Annotated in this window: 14 protein-coding genes and 1 pseudogene; 12 read left to right on the top strand and 3 right to left on the bottom strand. The window is 70.7% G+C overall.

Annotation, left to right across the window (positions count from 1 at the left end; translation table 11 throughout):
• Positions 1-186, bottom strand: a 186-nt coding sequence (locus AB0M59_RS28805; RefSeq protein ID WP_364621017.1) for a hypothetical protein, incomplete at its 3' end; no start/stop codon positions are given.
• A 137-nt stretch (positions 187-323) separates the two neighbouring features.
• On the opposite strand from AB0M59_RS28805, the gene pdxT reads away from it, so the two are divergent.
• The 3 genes from pdxT (at position 324) to AB0M59_RS28790 (ending at position 2,379) form a co-directional block, all read left to right on the top strand.
• Positions 324-944, top strand: coding sequence for a pyridoxal 5'-phosphate synthase glutaminase subunit PdxT (gene pdxT / locus AB0M59_RS28800; protein ID WP_364621014.1), 621 nt, complete (start codon positions 324-326; stop codon positions 942-944).
• Between the two features lie 41 nt (positions 945-985).
• Positions 986-1,741 (top strand): YebC/PmpR family DNA-binding transcriptional regulator, encoded by a 756-nt coding sequence (locus AB0M59_RS28795; RefSeq protein ID WP_364621011.1) that lies wholly within the window; start codon positions 986-988, stop codon positions 1,739-1,741.
• Positions 1,742-1,827: 86 nt separating this feature from the next.
• Positions 1,828-2,379: a DUF4262 domain-containing protein gene (locus AB0M59_RS28790; protein ID WP_364621008.1), complete on the top strand. Its 552-nt coding sequence runs from the start codon at positions 1,828-1,830 to the stop codon at positions 2,377-2,379.
• On the opposite strand, the gene AB0M59_RS28785 is transcribed toward AB0M59_RS28790, so the two are convergent.
• Positions 2,376-2,816, bottom strand: coding sequence for a cupin domain-containing protein (locus AB0M59_RS28785; RefSeq protein WP_364621005.1), 441 nt, complete (start codon positions 2,814-2,816; stop codon positions 2,376-2,378). The two genes, AB0M59_RS28790 and AB0M59_RS28785, sit on opposite strands and share 4 nt — an antisense overlap.
• Before the next feature lie 75 nt (positions 2,817-2,891).
• On the opposite strand from AB0M59_RS28785, the pseudogene ruvC reads away from it, so the two are divergent.
• From ruvC to AB0M59_RS28745, 8 genes and pseudogenes are all read left to right on the top strand, one after another.
• Positions 2,892-3,452, top strand: a pseudogene (gene ruvC, locus AB0M59_RS28780) (crossover junction endodeoxyribonuclease RuvC); the annotation flags it as partial.
• Positions 3,453-3,595: 143 nt separating this feature from the next.
• Positions 3,596-4,189 (top strand): Holliday junction branch migration protein RuvA, encoded by a 594-nt coding sequence (ruvA, locus tag AB0M59_RS28775; RefSeq protein WP_364621002.1) that lies wholly within the window; start codon positions 3,596-3,598, stop codon positions 4,187-4,189.
• 7 nt (positions 4,190-4,196) lie between these two features.
• Positions 4,197-5,270, top strand: a complete 1,074-nt coding sequence (gene ruvB / locus AB0M59_RS28770; RefSeq protein ID WP_364620999.1) for a Holliday junction branch migration DNA helicase RuvB — start codon at positions 4,197-4,199, stop codon at positions 5,268-5,270.
• A gap of 120 nt (positions 5,271-5,390) precedes the next feature.
• Positions 5,391-5,801 (top strand): preprotein translocase subunit YajC, encoded by a 411-nt coding sequence (gene yajC, locus AB0M59_RS28765; protein WP_364620996.1) that lies wholly within the window; start codon positions 5,391-5,393, stop codon positions 5,799-5,801.
• 219 nt (positions 5,802-6,020) lie between these two features.
• Positions 6,021-7,823, top strand: a complete 1,803-nt coding sequence (gene secD, locus AB0M59_RS28760) for a protein translocase subunit SecD (RefSeq protein WP_364620993.1) — start codon at positions 6,021-6,023, stop codon at positions 7,821-7,823.
• A gap of 1 nt (position 7,824) precedes the next feature.
• Positions 7,825-9,054: a protein translocase subunit SecF gene (gene secF, locus AB0M59_RS28755; protein WP_364620990.1), complete on the top strand. Its 1,230-nt coding sequence runs from the start codon at positions 7,825-7,827 to the stop codon at positions 9,052-9,054.
• A 1-nt stretch (position 9,055) separates the two neighbouring features.
• A complete protein-coding gene (locus tag AB0M59_RS28750; RefSeq protein ID WP_364620987.1) occupies positions 9,056-9,574 on the top strand; it encodes an adenine phosphoribosyltransferase in 519 nt (172 codons plus the stop codon).
• A gap of 264 nt (positions 9,575-9,838) precedes the next feature.
• Positions 9,839-12,187 (top strand): bifunctional (p)ppGpp synthetase/guanosine-3',5'-bis(diphosphate) 3'-pyrophosphohydrolase, encoded by a 2,349-nt coding sequence (locus AB0M59_RS28745; protein ID WP_364620984.1) that lies wholly within the window; start codon positions 9,839-9,841, stop codon positions 12,185-12,187.
• Here the strand turns inward: AB0M59_RS28745 and AB0M59_RS28740 are convergent.
• Positions 12,184-13,452 carry an amidohydrolase family protein gene (locus AB0M59_RS28740; RefSeq protein WP_364620981.1) on the bottom strand — a complete coding sequence of 423 codons (1,269 nt, stop codon included), beginning with the start codon at positions 13,450-13,452 and terminating at the stop codon, positions 12,184-12,186. The genes AB0M59_RS28745 and AB0M59_RS28740 overlap by 4 nt on opposite strands.
• Before the next feature lie 79 nt (positions 13,453-13,531).
• Between AB0M59_RS28740 and AB0M59_RS28735 the strand changes: the two genes are divergently transcribed.
• Complete coding sequence (locus AB0M59_RS28735) at positions 13,532-13,744, top strand: hypothetical protein (RefSeq protein ID WP_364620978.1); 213 nt, start codon at positions 13,532-13,534, stop codon at positions 13,742-13,744.
• Positions 13,745-13,783: the final 39 nt, after the last annotated feature.

Raw genomic sequence — 13,783 nt, 5'->3', positions numbered from 1 at the left:
CTTCGGCTCGCGGCCCTCGAACACCGCGTTGAGCGTCTCCGCCGTCTGCTGGGCCATCATCTGGAAGAGGAACTCGTTGCCCGCGCGCCGCGCCGTCAATGCCACATTGGGGCGCTCGGCCCGCGCCCCGATGGAGCGCGAGTGCGGGTCCGCGCGGCGGCTCGCCGGATGTCTTGAATGACTCATTCAGGTCTTCGGAGGTCCTGAATGACTCATTCAAGACGTTCGCCGCGGGGGGAGCGGCGCCGGGACCGGGGCTGACCTGCCGGGAAGTGCCCGGGGGAGGGCGTCTAGGCTGGTGGGAAGGTCTTTCGGGAGGTCGGGTGTCGTCGGAACCGGTCATCGGTGTGCTCGCCATGCAGGGTGCCGTGCGGGAGCACGTCGCCATGCTGGAAGAAGCGGGCGCGCGGGCGATGCCGGTGCGCCGGGCCGGTGAGCTGTCCGAAGTGGACGGTCTGGTGCTGCCCGGTGGCGAGTCCACCACCATGTCGAAGCTACTCGAGACGTTCGAGCTGCTGGAACCGCTCAAAGCGCGGATCGCCGAGGGCATGCCCGCCTTCGGCTCGTGCGCCGGGATGATCCTGCTGGCGCGGCAGACCCTCGACGGGCGGCCGGACCAGCAGCAGCTCGGCGGGCTCGACGTCGTCGTCCGGCGCAACGCCTTCGGCAGGCAGGTCGACTCCTTCGAGGCCGATCTCGACTTCGCCGAGGTGGACAGCGGTCCGGTGCACGCGGTCTTCATCCGGGCGCCGTGGGTCGAGAAGGCCGGTGACGGCGTCGAGGTGCTGGCCACGGTCAGCGGCGTGCCCGGCGTGGGAGACGAGACCGCTAGGATCGTCGCGGTCCGGCAGGGGGCGGTGCTGGCGACCGCGTTCCACCCGGAGCTGACGCCCGACGTGCGGGTGCACCGGCTGTTCGTCGACCTCGTGCGGAAGGCTTCCTGAGACGCGGTGCCCGGCCGGGGTACGGAACAGATGGAGGAGAGATGAGCGGCCACTCCAAGTGGGCCACCACGAAGCACAAGAAGGCCAACCTCGACGCGAAGCGCGGCAAGCTCTTCGCGCGGTTGATCAAGAACATCGAGGTGGCCGCGCGGACCGGCACCGGTGGTGGCGACCCGGACGGCAACCCCACGCTCTACGACGCCATCCAGAAGGCGAAGAAGAACTCGGTTCCGCAGGACAACATCGAGCGTGCCCGCAAGCGCGGCGCCGGTGAAGAGGCGGGTGGCGCCGACTGGCAGAACATCACGTACGAGGGCTACGGCCCCAACGGCGTGGCGGTGCTGATCGAGTGCCTCACCGACAACAAGAACCGCGCCGCGATGGAGGTCCGCACCGCGCTCACGCGCAACAACGGCTCCCTCGCCGACCCGGGCTCGGTCGCCTACATGTTCACCCGCAAGGGCGTCGTGATCATGCCGAAGGCCGACGCGTCGGAGGACGACGTTCTCATGGCGGTCCTCGACGCGGGCGCCGAAGAGGTCAACGACCTCGACGAGAGCTTCGAGATCGTCTCGGAGGGCGGCGACCTGGTGCCGGTGCGCAAGGCGCTGCAGGAGGCCGGGTTCGAGTACGAATCGGCGGAGATGACGTTCATCCCGTCGGTCAGCGTCCCCCTGGACGTGGAAGGCGCGAAGAAGGTCTTCAGGCTGATCGACGCCCTCGAAGACTGCGACGACGTCCAGAACGTCTACGCGAACTTCGACGTCTCGGACGAGGTGCTCGCCGAAGTCGGCTGAGTTTTTCCCCGCACCGCAACGCTTTTGTGCCCGGGCCGGAAACTTTCCGGCCCGGGCACTGGGCTCTCGGGGACTCGTCAGGCAGAATGTGCGCCGTGACCTCGACGACCCCCGCCGCCTCCGCCGACCTCGCCGCCGAACTGACCGAAGAAGAACAGCGCCTGATCGAATGGATCGAGGGCCAGGCGAAGGAGCGCGGCAACGCGGTCATCACGGTCGCCGGTGACGACGAGGGCGCCGGCTACTGCTTCACCGCCTGCGCGTGGGCGCTGCACCACGTGCCCGAGGCGGTGGTCGTCGGCCTGCCGGAGCAGATGGGCCAGGTGCTGCTCGACGCCTACGTCGACCGCGCGGCCAACGGCGAGATCTTCGAGGTCGGCAAGCGTTACGACGACTTCTTCGAAGGCGTCCCGGTCGTCCTCGAGCGCGTCAACAAGGGGCATTACCCCGAATACTTCGGCACGGCGTTCCTCATCTACCCGGACGGCGACTTCCCGGCGCTGCAGCTGATCGTCGCGACGCCGGAGGGCAAGTTCCCGTGGCACCCGGACGCGCCCGAAGGGTTCGCCCGGTGGCAGCTGGTGCTCACCGGGAGCGGCGACCCCGAAAGCTGGACCCCCGGCGTCGACGGCCCTTAGAACATCCGCAGGTCGGCGGCCGCTTCCGGGTACTCTAAAGCCAGGTCCGAAGCAGCCTCGAACTCCACACAATCGTCGGTGTAGGGCGGCACGACGACGGTCCCCAGCAGGCTCCATTCCCCGCGCGTGGCCGTGGCCTGCCACGTCCCCGCGGGCACGACGACCTGCGGCCGCTCGCCGGCCGCGACGTCCGTCCCCAGCATCGGCCGCTCGACCGAGCCGTCCGGGTGCAGCAGCAGCATCGCCGCGGGTGCGCCCGCGTGGTGGACGTAGATCTCGACGCGGTCCAGCCGGTGCGGCGCGGAGGACTCGGGCGCGACGAGCAGGTAGTAGATGGCGGACCCGGCTTCGGAGCGCCAGCTCTGCGCCCACCGCCCGCCTTCGACGGGCAGCGGCTCAAGACCCAGGTGAGTGACGAAATCCGACGGCTCCGGCATGTCTCCCATCCTGCCGCAGACGCGCCCAGTAGCCTGCTAGCTCGAACTGGTGTTCGCGGCGGGAAGGAAAAACGGGTGCGGGTGCTCGGGGTCGACCCCGGTCTGACCAGGTGCGGCCTGGGGGTGGTCGACGGCGGCAAGGGCCGGACCGTCCGCTGCGTCGCCGTCGACGTCGTGCGGACGCCGGCCGACGCCGATCTGGCGCATCGGCTGCTCGGCATCTCCGACGAGGTCGAGCGGTGGATGGACAAGTACAAGCCGGAGGCCGTGGCCGTCGAGCGCGTCTTCGCCCAGCACAACGTCCGGACGGCGATGGGCACCGCGCAGGCCGGCGGGGTGGTCGCCCTGGCCGCCGCGCGCCGGGGCCTGCCCGTCGTCTTCCACACGCCGAGCGAGGTGAAGGCCGCGGTCAGCGGGTCGGGCCGGGCGGACAAGGCGCAGGTCACCGCCATGGTGATGCGCCTGCTCAACCTCGAGGTCGCCCCGCACCCCGCCGACGCCGCGGACGCGCTGGCGCTGGCCATCTGCCACCTCTGGCGGGAGCCGATGCGCGCCCGGCTCGCCGAAGCCGAGGCCCGCGCGGCGGAGATGGCCCGCACACACAAGGCCCGGCTGGCCGCGGCCGCGAAGCAAGCGTCGACGAACTCTGCCGCGAAGCAAGCATCGACGAACACCGCCGCGAAGCAAGCATCGACGAACTCTGCCGCGAAGCAAGCATCGACGAACACCGCCGCGAAGCAAGCCACGATGAACAAGACGAAGAAGCCTGGAGCAGCACGATGATCTCGTCGGTACGCGGGGAAGTCCTTTCGGTCGGCCTGGACCACGTCGTGGTCGAGGTCGGCGGGGTCGGCCTCGCCGTCCAGGCCACCCCGGCGACGCTGGCCACCCTGCGTCGCGGCGAGGAGACCCGGCTGCACACCGCGCTGGTCGTGCGCGAGGACTCGCTGACGTTGTTCGGCTTCGCAGACGCCGACGCGCGGGAACTGTTCGGGCTGCTGCAGACGGTGTCCGGGATCGGGCCGCGGCTCGCGCTGGCCACCCTCGCCGTGCTCGACCCCGGCAAGCTGCGGGGCGCGCTGGTCGAAGGCAACATCACCGTGCTCACGTCGGTGCCGGGCATCGGCCGCAAGGGCGCCGAGCGGCTCACCCTGGAGCTGCGGGACAAGGTCACCGCCCTCGGTGGCGGCGACCTCCCCGCGGTCTCCGCGCCCGGTGCGCTGCGCGCGGAGGTCGTCGAGGCGCTGGCCGGGCTCGGGTTCCCGGCCAAGCAGGCCGAGCAGGCCGTGGACAAGGTCCTCGCCGACGGTGACGGCCACACGACGGCCAGCGTGCTGCGCGCTGCACTGACCACCCTCGGCCGGAAGCGGTAGGCGCTTCATGGACTATGAGGCCGTGACCGAGGACGAGGACGACGCCCTCTCGGCGTGGGCCCAGACCGGCGACAACGACGTCGAGGGCACGCTGCGGCCGCGCAAGCTCGACGAGTTCGTCGGCCAGCCGCGCGTCCGCGAGCAGCTGGAGCTGGTGCTGGAGAGCGCGCGGCGGCGCGGTGTGCCGCCCGACCACGTCCTGCTGTCCGGGCCGCCCGGGCTGGGCAAGACGTCGATGGCGATGATCGTCGCGGCCGAGCTGGGCGCGGCCATCCGGATCACCTCCGGCCCGGCGCTGGAACGCGCGGGCGACCTCGCGGCGATGCTGTCCAACCTGGCTCCCGGCGACGTCCTGTTCATCGACGAGATCCACCGGATCGCCCGCCCCGCCGAGGAGATGCTCTACCTCGCGATGGAGGACTTCCGGGTCGACGTCGTCGTCGGCAAGGGCCCGGGTGCCACCAGCATCCCGCTGGAGATCGCGCCGTTCACGCTGGTCGGGGCGACCACGCGGTCGGGTTCGCTGACCGGCCCGCTGCGCGACCGGTTCGGCTTCACCGGCCAGATGGAGTTCTACACCGACGCCGAGCTGGAGCTGGTCGTCCGCCGCGCCGCGACGATCCTCGACATCCCGATCGACCGGGACGGCTGCGCGGAGATCGCCGGCCGCTCGCGGGGCACGCCCCGGATCGCGAACCGGCTGCTGCGGCGCGTCCGCGACTACGCCGAGGTCCGCGCCGACGGCAAGGCGACCCTGGAGGTCACCCGGGCCGCACTGGCCGTCTACGACGTGGACGAGCTGGGCCTCGACCGGCTCGATCGGGCCGTGCTCACCGCGCTGACCAGGTCGTTCGGCGGCGGGCCGGTCGGCATCTCGACGCTGGCGGTCGCCGTGGGGGAGGAGTCGACCACCGTGGAAGAGGTGTGCGAGCCCTACCTGGTGCGCGCCGGTATGCTCGCCCGCACCCCGCGGGGCCGGGTCGCCACGGCGGCCGCCTGGGAGCACCTCGGCATGGTGCCGCCCGCCGACCACCCGGGGCGCCCCGACCCGGGCGGGCTCTCGCCGTTCGAGCAGGACTGAGCGGCCGGAACCGGCGGGTGGGTGCTGGCGTCCGCGCTGGTACCTGGCACACTCGACAGGAGCACATACCCAAAAACCGGACATTTCGGCTGGGCCCGAGAGTCCGTCGAACGGAGAATCATGCAACAGCTATTGCTGCCCCTGCTGCTCGTGCTCGTCCTCGCCGTGCCGCTGGTGATGAGCACGCGCAAGCAGAAGAAGCAGCAGGCCGCGCAGCAGGACCTGCAGAGCAGCCTGTCGGCCGGTGACCGCGTGATGACCACGTCGGGTCTTTACGGCACCGTCGCCGACGCCTCCGGCGACAACACGATCGACATCGAGATCGCCCCCGGCGTCGTCACCACCTGGCTGCGGCTCGCGGTCCGCGAGAAGGTCGAGCCGGTCGTCGAGACCGAAGAGGACTCCGCCGACGAGGTGGTGGAGGCCCCCGCCGAGGAGTCGATCATCGAGTCGAGCTCCGGCATCAAGAACGACGACGAGCCGCAGACCACCGCTCAGGTGGCGCCGCCGCTGGAGCACGGCAAGAAGTAACCCCCGCGGCACCCTGGGCGGGGCCGCGGAAACTGCCGACGAAAGTCGGTGTGGCCTCGCACGCCGGGCTCACGCAGCACCGAGTACTGTCTCGGTGCTGCGTGCGTGTCCGCCGTCATACCCGTGCCCGGGAGTGAATCGCACACAGTCCCTCCCGGTAACCCTCCGGGCGGGCACCGCAACTTTGGGGTCCACCCCGTCCGAGGAGACCGAAGCACCGTGGCAGCTTCAGCCGGGCATCTCCGCCCGGGACGCTATCTCGCCCTGTTCGCCTTGATCGTGATCGTGCTGTACGCGCTGGTGTTCCTCACCGGCAACCACAAGCCGACCCCGAAGCTGGGCATCGACCTGCAGGGCGGCACCCGCGTCACGCTCACCGCCCGCACCCCCGACGGCGGTCAGCCGACCCGGGAGTCCCTGAACCAGGCCCGCCAGATCATCGAGCGGCGCGTCAACGGGATCGGCGTCGGCGGTACCGAGGTCCTCCTGGACGGCAACAACGTCGTCATCACCGTCCCCGGCGAGCAGGGCGACCAGGCCAAGAACCTGGGCAAGACCGCGAAGCTGGGCTTCCGGAAGGTCGTCGCGAACGCGACGCAGCCGGTCGTGCCGCCGCAGACCACGCCGCCGCCGGCCACGGGAACCCCGACCTCCGGTGCCCCGAGCAGTTCGACGCCGCCGTCTTCGGGCGCTCCCACGGCCAGCTCCAGCGCGCCGCCGTCGAGCCCGGCCGCCGGTGGTGGCGGTGCCCCCGCCGCCGCGCCCGCGCAGCAGCAGAGCACCACGCCGGCCCCGCCGAGCAGCAGCACCACGCCGCCGCCGGCGTCGAGCCAGGCTCCGGCCCCTGCCGACGGCTCGGTCGACGCCGACACGGCGAAGGAGATCCAGGCCTCGAAGGCGATCCGCCAGAACAAGGACCTGATCGGCGCCGACGGCCAGCCGAACCAGGAGCTGGTCACGCAGGCGATGGCGACGCTCACCTGCGCGCCCAACGCCAAGGACCCGCTCGAGGGCAACGACGACCCGAAGCTGCCGCTGGTCGCCTGCGGTGACCACGACACGTACAAGTACCTGCTGGAGCCGGAGTTCCTGCCGGGCACCGAGATCTCGGACGCGAACTCGACCTACAACACGCAGAACGGCCAGTGGGTGGTGAACCTCAGCTTCAAGAGCGAGGGCACCAAGATCTGGGCGGACTTCACGTCGAAGAACGTCAACCAGCAGGCCGCCTTCGTGCTCGACACGCAGGTCGTGTCCGCGCCGAACATCCAGGTCGCGATCCTGGACGGCAACACCCAGATCACCGGCAAGTTCACGCAGGCCGAGGCGAAAGACCTCTCGGACATCCTCAAGTACGGCTCGCTGCCGCTGTCGTTCGCGTCCTCGGACGCGACCACCGTGTCGGCGACCCTCGGCCTGGCCTCGCTGCAGGCCGGCCTCCTCGCCGGTGGCATCGGCCTGCTGGTGGTGTTCATCTACTGCCTGTTCTACTACCGCCTGCTCGGCGTGCTCACCATCCTGTCGCTGGCCCTGTCCGGCGCGCTGGTGTTCGCGGTGCTGGTGCTGCTCGGCCGCTGGATCGGCTACACGCTGGACCTGGCGGGCATCGCCGGTCTGATCATCGCGATCGGGATCACGGCGGACTCGTTCGTCATCTACTTCGAACGGCTCAAAGACGAGATCCGGGAGGGCCGGACGTTCCGGTCCGCGGTGCCACGCGGCTGGGTCCGCGCCCGGCGCACCATCCTGGCCTCCGACGGCGTGAGCTTCCTGGCCGCGGCCATCCTGTACATCATCGCGGTCGGCGACGTGCAGGGCTTCGCGTTCACCCTCGGTATGTCCACGGTGCTCGACCTCGTCGTCGTGTACCTGGTGACGCACCCGCTGGTGGCCATGGTGTCCACGTCGAAGTCGCCGTTCCTGTCCAATCCGAGGAACCTGGGCCTCGGCGCCGTGCAGCAAGTGGGTTCGCAGCGTAAGAAGTCGACCACGGTCGGCCGCGCGAACGTGAAGGAGGCCTGACGTGGCGGTCGAGGAACTGGGCACGGACGCCGACGGCGACGTCAAGGCGACGGGCAAGCCCGGCAAGAAGGAAAGCATCTTCCACCGGCTCTACGTGGGCACCGGCGCGTTCGACGTCGTCGGCAAGCGCAAGCGCTGGTACCTCTTCTTCGGCGCGCTGGTGCTGGTGTGCCTGGCGTCGATGGTCTTCCGCGGCTTCAACATCGGCATCGAGTTCGAGGGCGGCACGCAGATCCAGATGCCGGCCAACGGCATCCACGGCGTGATCACCGAGGACCAGGCCAAGGAGTCGTTCCAGAAGGCTCTCGGCCGCCCGGCCGCCGAGACGCAGAAGGTCGGCTCGGGCGCCTCGTCGACCATCCAGATCCGCACCGACACCCTGGACGCGGCCGACGTCGCGAAGGTCAAGCAGGGCCTGTTCCAGGACCTGGGCCCGATCGGCAGCAGCAAGCAGCCGAGCGTGCAGGCGATCAGTGACAGCGCGGTGAGCGCGTCCTGGGGTGGCGAGATCTCGCAGAAGGCGTTGCTCGCCCTCGCGGTGTTCCTCGTCGCGGTCGTCATCTTCCTGGCGATCTACTTCGACCCGCGGATGGCGGCGGCGGCGCTCATCTCGCTGCTGCACGACATCCTGGTCACGGCCGGCGTGTACTCGCTGGTCGGCTTCGAGGTCACGCCGGCGACCGTCATCGGCCTGCTGACGATCCTCGGGTTCTCGCTGTACGACACGGTGGTGGTGTTCGACAAGGTCCGCGAGAACACGCGCGGCCTGCTCGGGCTGACCCGCCGCACCTACGGCGAAGCCGCGAACCTGGCGCTGAACCAGACCTTGATGCGATCGTTCAACACCGCGTTCATCGCGCTGCTGCCGATCCTGGGCCTGCTGATCGTCGGGTATGTCCTGCTCGGCTCGGGCACGCTGCAGGACCTGGCGCTGGTGCAGCTCACCGGCACCCTGGTCGGCGTGCTGTCCTCGGTCGCGCTGGCGACGCCGCTGCTGGTCGACCTGAAGATGCGCGACCCGAAGTACAAGCAGCAGGCCGAGCGGGTCCGCCAGCGTCGCGTCTCGCAGGAGCGCAAGGCGGCCGGCGGCGAGGACTTCGACGCCTCGGACGACGACGCCCTGGCGAGGGAGCTGCGCAAGGAAAAGGCGTACGCGGCCGCGGCCGGCGTACCCGCCCGGATCCAGAAGCAGCGCCCGTCCGGCAAGCCCGCGGGCAAGCGGAAGCGCTGACGTGCAGCTGGACGACGCCCTCGGCCTGATCGCCGAGGTGCCGGACTTCCCCGAGCCCGGCGTGCTGTTCCGCGACCTGAGCCCGCTGTTCGCGGACGCGGGCGCGTTCAAAGCGGTGACCGACGCGCTGGCGGGCACCCTCGACCCCGGGGTCGAGGCGCTCGCCGGCGTGGAGGCCCGCGGGTTCCTCCTCGCCGCGGCCGTCGGGTACGCCCGCGGCCTCGGCGTGGTGCTGATCCGCAAGCCGGGCAAGCTCCCGCAGGTGGCGGGCCGGGTGGACTACGCGCTGGAGTACGGCACGGCGACGGTCGAGCTCCCGGCGGGCGTGGTCCGGCCGGGCCAGCGCATCGCGATCCTCGACGACGTCCTGGCCACGGGCGGCACGGTCGCGGCGACGGGCAAGCTCCTCGAGGACGTGGGAGCCGTCGTCGACAGCGTGTCGGTGGTCCTGGAACTCGCGGCCCTGCGGGGCCGGGACGTGCTGGCGAACCGCAAGGTCCACGCACTGCAGGTCTGCTGAACCCGTAACTCACGTGATCAGAGCCGGAACTCGCGTGATTGGGGCCGTAACTCGCGAGTTCCGGCTTCGATCACGCGGGTGACGGCTTCAATCACGCGAGTCACGGGCCGGATCACGCGGGTCTCGGGTCCGCCACGCCGGGCGAACGGGTGAATCCGCTGGTCCGCGGCCTGGCATCCCCCTGAACGGGCGCACCCGAGAGGGCCGCGAGGTGCAACGGCTACCCTGGTGGTTCGAAGGCCGCACGAGCAGCAGGAGGTGCGGGTGAGCCAGGAGCTCGACGCCGCGGTGCCCGCGAAAGAGGGCGCCGAGCAGAACGGGCAGGCGGCGGCCCAGCCGCCGAGGCCGAACGGTGCGGCGCCGAACCCGTCCGCGACCCGGCGGGTCCGGGCGCGCCTCGCCCGGCGGATCACCGCGCAGCGCGCCGCCCCGGTCAAGCAGGTCCTCGAACCCCTGGCCGTCATCCACCGCGAGCTCCACCCCAACGGCGACCTCGGGCTGCTGCAGCGCGCCTACGACGTCGCCGAAGAACTGCACCGGAGCCAGCGGCGCAAGTCCGGCGACCCCTACATCACGCACCCGCTCGCCGTCGCGACCATCCTCGCCGAGCTGGGCATGGACACCACGACCCTCGTCGCCGCGCTGCTGCACGACACGGTCGAGGACACCGGCTACGCCGTCGAGAGCCTGAAGGCCGACTTCGGCGAGAAGGTCGCCGAACTCGTCGACGGCGTCACCAAGCTGGACAAGGTCAAGCTCGGCACCTCCGCCGAGGCCGAGACCATCCGCAAGATGGTCATTGCGATGGCCAAGGACCCGCGGGTGCTGGTCATCAAGCTCGCCGACCGGCTGCACAACATGCGCACCATGCGCTTCCTGCCGCCCGAGAAGCAGGCCCGCAAGGCCCGCGAGACGCTCGAAGTCCTCGCCCCGCTCGCGCACCGGCTCGGCATGGCCACGGTGAAGTGGGAGCTGGAGGACCTCGCGTTCGCCATCCTCCAGCCCAAGAAGTACGACGAGATAGTGCGCCTGGTCGCCGACCGCGCGCCCTCGCGCGACATCTACCTGCGCTCGGTCATCACCGACCTGACCGGCAACCTCGTGTCGTCGCGGATCACCGCGAAGGTCGAGGGCCGGCCGAAGCACTACTACTCGATCCACCAGAAGATGATCGTCCGCGGCCGCGACCTGGACGACATCCACGACCTCGTCGGCGTGCGGATACTCGTCGAGGACGTCCGCGACTGCTACGCCGCGATGGGCGTCGTGCACGCGCTGTGGCAGCCGGTCCCCGGCCGGTTCAAGGACTACATCGCCCAGCCGCGGTTCGGCGTCTACCAGTCGCTGCACACCACGGTGATCGGCCCGGACGGCAAGCCCCTCGAGGTGCAGATCCGCACCTACGAGATGCACCGCACCGCCGAGTACGGCATCGCCGCGCACTGGCGCTACAAGGAAACCAAGGGCACGCACAACGGCAACGCCGTGGACGTCGACGAGATGGCGTGGATGCGCCAGCTCCTCGACTGGCAGCGCGAGGCCGCGGACCCGGGTGACTTCCTCGAGTCGCTGCGCTACGAGCTGGCCTCGCGCGAGATCTTCGTGTTCACGCCCAAGGGTGACGTGATCACGCTGCCCGTCGAGTCGACGCCGGTCGACTTCGCCTACGCCGTGCACACCGAGGTCGGGCACCGCTGCATCGGCGCCCGCGTCAACGGCCGCCTGGTCGCGCTGGAACGCAAGCTGGAGAACGGCGAAGTCGTCGAGATCTTCACCTCGAAGGCGGAGAATGCCGGCCCGAGCCGCGACTGGCTGCAGTTCGCCGGCTCGCCGAAGGCCCGCGCCAAGATCCGGCAGTGGTTCGCCAAGGAACGCCGCGACGAGGCGATCGAAGGCGGCAAGGAAGCCATCACCAAGGAGATCCGCAAGGTCGGCCTGCCGATCCAGCGGCTGGTGTCCGCGGAGTCGATGGGTGCGGTGGCCACCGAGCTGCGCCACGCCGACATCTCGTCGCTGTACGCCGCGGTCGGCGAGGGCCACACCAGCGCGAAGCACGTCGTGCAGCGGCTGGTCGCCCTCATCGGCGGCGTCGACGCGGCGGAGGAGGAGCTCGCCGAGCGCGCGACGCCCTCGACCGTCACCCGGCGCCGCGGCTCCAACGACGTCGGCGTGGTGGTCAAGGGCGCCAGCGACGTCTGGGCGAAGCTGGCCCGCTGCTGCACCCCGGTGCCGGGCGACGAGATCCTCGGGTTCGTGACCCGCGGCGGCGGTGTCTCGGTGCACCGAACCGACTGCACGAACGCCGGCGACCTGCAGTCCCAGGCCGAGCGGCTGGTCGAGGTCGAATGGGCGCCCTCGGCGTCGTCGGTGTTCCTCGTGGCCATCCAGGTCGAGGCGCTCGACCGGCACCGGCTGCTCTCGGACGTGACCAAGGTGCTGGCCGACGAGAAGGTCAACATCCTGTCGGCGTCGGTGACGACGTCGCGCGACCGGGTCGCGGTCAGCCGGTTCACGTTCGAGATGGGCGACCCGAAGCACCTCGGCCACGTCCTCAAGGTGGTCCGCGGCGTGGAAGGCGTCTACGACGTCTACCGCGTGACGTCGGCTTCCTAGGGCGTCCACGAGCCGTCGACGGCGACGCCGGCGGCCGCGGCGATCCGGTCGCGCGACTCCAGCAGCCGGGCGCGCAGGGCCGGCAGGTCGACGCCGAGCAGGCGGCCGTCGCGCTTGACCGCCCGCCCGGCGACGAAGACGCTGTCCACGAGGCCCGGATGACCGGCGGTGACGATCGTGCCGGCCGGGTCGCCGACGGGGAACACCGAGGGGTCTTCGGCGTCGAGCAGGACGAGGTCGGCGTCCTTGCCGACGGTCAGGCTGCCGGTCCGGGCTGCTCGGCCGCAGGTCCGGGCGCCGTCCACCGTGGCGAAGGCCAGGACGTCCCGGGTCGTGATACCGCCGCGCTCGGCGGCCAATGCCGTGCGCATCGCGGAGAACATGTCGCCGCCGGCGGACGGGCAGTCGTCGATCGACAGCGAGGGGCGGATCCCCGCGGCCAGCGCCCGGCCGGTGATGAGCGGCTCGAAGCCCATCTTCAGCTCGACGTCCGGGCTGATCGACACCGAGCTGCCGGCGTCGGCCAGCATCGCGAGCTGGTCGTCGGAGAGCCCGTTGCCGTGCACGATGGTCGTGCGGTCGTCGAGCAGCCCGCGCTCCCGCATCTCGGCGATCGGCCGGTCGCCTCGGGGCCAGCCACCGGTGCCGTGGACGTGTGTGCTCACCCGCAGTCCGAGTTCCCGCGCCAGTGCGACATCCTCGGCTGTTTCGTCCATTGTGGACACCACTGGGCCGCGCAGGCCCAGCGCCATGTCGTCGCCCGGCAGCAAAGCCCGCACCCGCCGGATCTCCGGCGCGATGTCCGGCCCCGCGGCGCCGTAGCAGAAGATCGAGTGGCCGGGCGCCTCGCGCAGTCCGGCGATCGCGGCATCGGCGTTCTCCGGGCGGTCGGCGCGGTGGAACCAGTCGAGCACGGTCGTGGCACCCGAACCGAGGGCTTCGAGCCGGCCGAGGAGATTGCCCAGGTAGACGTCCTCCGGGCGGTAGTGCGGCCCGAGCGTGCCGTGCATGGCGACGCGGTACTGGCCGAACGTCCAGTCGGCGCCGAGGCCGCGGAACGCCGTCTGCCAGGTGTGGCGGTGGGTGTCCACGAAGCCCGGCAGGACGATCTTGCCGGACGCGTCGACGACCTCGGCCCCGGCCGCGTCGATTTCCGGGGCGACCGCGGCGATCCGGCCGTCCTGGATCAGCACGTCACCGCGGGGGAGATCCCCGATCGCCGGATCCATGCTGACCACCATGCCGCCTCGCACCACTGTCTTCATCGGGGTTCCTCCTAGAGTTGATACGTCAACTCTAGGAGGCGTCGAGTTGATACGTCAACTCTCGGGGTAGGCTGCCGCCATGACGGACACCCTGGACCCGGCGGAGTGGGAGTTCTGGGACACCTGGATGCGTGCGCAGCGCCTGCTCGTCCAGGAGCTCGACCGCGGCCTGCAGCGCGACTGCGGCATTTCGAAGGCCGAGTTCAGCGTTTTGATGACGCTGACCCGGCCGATGCGCGTCGGGCCGGGATGCGCTTCAGCGGCGTCGCGGCCGCCTCGAACTTCGCGATGAGGTCCGAGTCCTCTTCGGCGACCGCAGTCACCAGATGCC

Origin of the sequence: Amycolatopsis sp. NPDC051371, from assembly GCF_040682155.1 — a bacterium.
GTDB lineage: Bacteria > Actinomycetota > Actinomycetes > Mycobacteriales > Pseudonocardiaceae > Amycolatopsis.
Note: the sequence above shows the minus strand (reverse complement) of the source record. Positions and strands in the feature narration are given on the sequence as shown.

What these genes read in the sequence shown, in the direction of transcription:
- AB0M59_RS28795 (WP_364621011.1), top strand. Translation starts at nt 986, where the DNA reads ATGAGCGGCCACTCCAAGTGGGCCACCACGAAGCACAAGAAGGCCAAC.
- AB0M59_RS28790 (WP_364621008.1), top strand. Translation starts at nt 1,828, where the DNA reads ATGTGCGCCGTGACCTCGACGACCCCCGCCGCCTCCGCCGACCTCGCC.
- AB0M59_RS28785 (WP_364621005.1), bottom strand. Translation starts at nt 2,816, where the DNA reads ATGCCGGAGCCGTCGGATTTCGTCACTCACCTGGGTCTTGAGCCGCTG.
- ruvA (WP_364621002.1), top strand. Translation starts at nt 3,596, where the DNA reads ATGATCTCGTCGGTACGCGGGGAAGTCCTTTCGGTCGGCCTGGACCAC.
- ruvB (WP_364620999.1), top strand. Translation starts at nt 4,197, where the DNA reads ATGGACTATGAGGCCGTGACCGAGGACGAGGACGACGCCCTCTCGGCG.
- yajC (WP_364620996.1), top strand. Translation starts at nt 5,391, where the DNA reads ATGCAACAGCTATTGCTGCCCCTGCTGCTCGTGCTCGTCCTCGCCGTG.
- AB0M59_RS28740 (WP_364620981.1), bottom strand. Translation starts at nt 13,452, where the DNA reads ATGAAGACAGTGGTGCGAGGCGGCATGGTGGTCAGCATGGATCCGGCG.
- AB0M59_RS28735 (WP_364620978.1), top strand. Translation starts at nt 13,532, where the DNA reads ATGACGGACACCCTGGACCCGGCGGAGTGGGAGTTCTGGGACACCTGG.